1 protein-coding gene is annotated in these 1,741 nt (G+C 70.2%); it reads right to left on the bottom strand.

The features are described from left to right. Window positions 1-321 precede the first annotated feature (321 nt). A complete protein-coding gene (locus ACFRMQ_RS40545) occupies window positions 322-1,536 on the bottom strand; it encodes an MFS transporter (protein WP_380735934.1) in 1,215 nt (404 codons plus the stop codon). Window positions 1,537-1,741 lie beyond the last annotated feature (205 nt).

Here is a 1,741-nt window from a genome sequence, read left to right as displayed (position 1 = left end):
ACGGGATGGAACAAGGCCGGGATGATCCGCCAGGCCAGGACGAGAGGGTAGGAACCAGCGAGCGCGTAGACGACGTTAGCGGCGGCGAAGACGGCACGCATCCGGCGCGGCACGCTCCACCCCACCCCGGAACACCGCCGCCCGTAAAGCCCGGTGCCGTTGGTGGTGATGTTGGGTCCAGTCAGGGGCGGGGTGCGCTGTGACCTCGATCGAGAGGACCGTGTGTCCACGGTTCAAGCGGCTGAGGTCAGCGGACGGGTCTGCGGTACGTGCACACACTGTTCCATGTCGCGCGGACGGCTCCTGGCGCCTGCTCCCTGGTCATTGCGTCACTTCCGCAGCAACACCCGGCTGTGGCCGGGTCCGCACGCCCCAGCGGGCAAGAGACGGGCCGGCGGCGCCCAGCAGGACGAAGAACAAGGCCAGCAGCAGCCAGCCCGCCGGGCCGAGGCCGAGCACCACCGTGGTGAGGATCGCCGGGGCGAGAGCCTGGCCCGCGTTGAAGCCGAGGCCGAAGACACCTTGGTACTGGCCCTGGGCGTGGTTGGGGGCAAGACCGAAACCCAGGGCGAAGGCCGCCGAGGACTCCCAGACCTCTCCCAGGCTGTGGACGAAGATCGCCGCCAGGACCAGTCCCGCTGCCGCCCAGACCGGGGCGTACGCCGCCAGCGCCATCATCGGACAGCTGACGAGGAAGAGCAGCCCCGCGGTGCGGAACGCCCTGCCGCCGTCGTTGAGGGTCTCGATGCGGGAGCCGATCCTGGTCTGCATCAGTATGCAGAAGACGGAATTGGCTGCGAACAGTGCGGGCACCGTCCAACGCGGTGTTTCGGTGTGCTCGGAGATCCAGATCGGCAGGAGCAGGGAGACCACCGGGTACTGCAGTCCCATGGCCCCGTAGAGGGCGGTGAACGTCAGGAACGGACGGTCCGCGAAGACAAGCCAGCGCCGCTGCTGCGGCGGCGCTGCCGGCACGGGATAGCGGGGCAGCAGGAGCAGAAGCGCCGCACACAGCGCGAAGCTCGCCGCGTTGCCGAGAATCAGCGCGACATAGGCGCCGCGGGTGTCCGCGGCCAGCGCCAGCCCGGCACCCATCGCTCCCAGGACGACGCCCAGGTTGACGAAGGTGCGCAGCTTCGCCCGGAACACGGCCGGTCGCTCGCCCCCGACCCGGGCCACCAGAGCCCCCCACGCCGCCCCTCCGACCGCCGCGGCGATCTGGTCGACCGTCGCGGTGATCGTGAGCGCGGCCCAGCTCTCGACGAGGACGAGGGCCGCCATCGACACCGCCTGGATCACGAGGGCCAGCATCATGATCACGCGTGCGCCGTGCCGGTCGGCGAGATGACCCCCGGGTATCCCCGCGCATAAGCCGATCACTCCGGCAATGGTGAGCGCGGCGCCGACCTGCACCGCGGGCAGGCCCACGACCAAGGTGAAATAGAGTGCCGACGCGGCGTTGAAGAGACCGTTGCCGATTCGGTTGACGAAACTGGCGGCGACCAGCACGCGATCCGGCCCGCTGTCCCCCGCCATCCGACCCATCCGACCCATCCGACCCATCCGACCTGCCGAGCCGCCCTCAGTCATGGACCGCAGGCTAACAGCGCCGCAGAACCCGCAGCAGTCGTACGAAGATCGCGTACCCCAACGGCGACGCGGGCCCCGACGCGTCGTTCCACCCCCGCGAGCGGCCGGAGTTCGGCGAGTTGCTCGCCCACGCCCGGCCCGGCCGGGCGTG

It is taken from the genome of Kitasatospora sp. NPDC056783, assembly GCF_042789895.1.
GTDB lineage: Bacteria > Actinomycetota > Actinomycetes > Streptomycetales > Streptomycetaceae > Kitasatospora.
Note: the sequence above shows the minus strand (reverse complement) of the source record. Positions and strands in the feature narration are given on the sequence as shown.

Bases quoted from the DNA above. Each gene is read 5' to 3' on its own strand.
- ACFRMQ_RS40545 (WP_380735934.1), bottom strand. From the start codon at position 1,536: ATGGCGGGGGACAGCGGGCCGGATCGCGTGCTGGTCGCCGCCAGTTTC.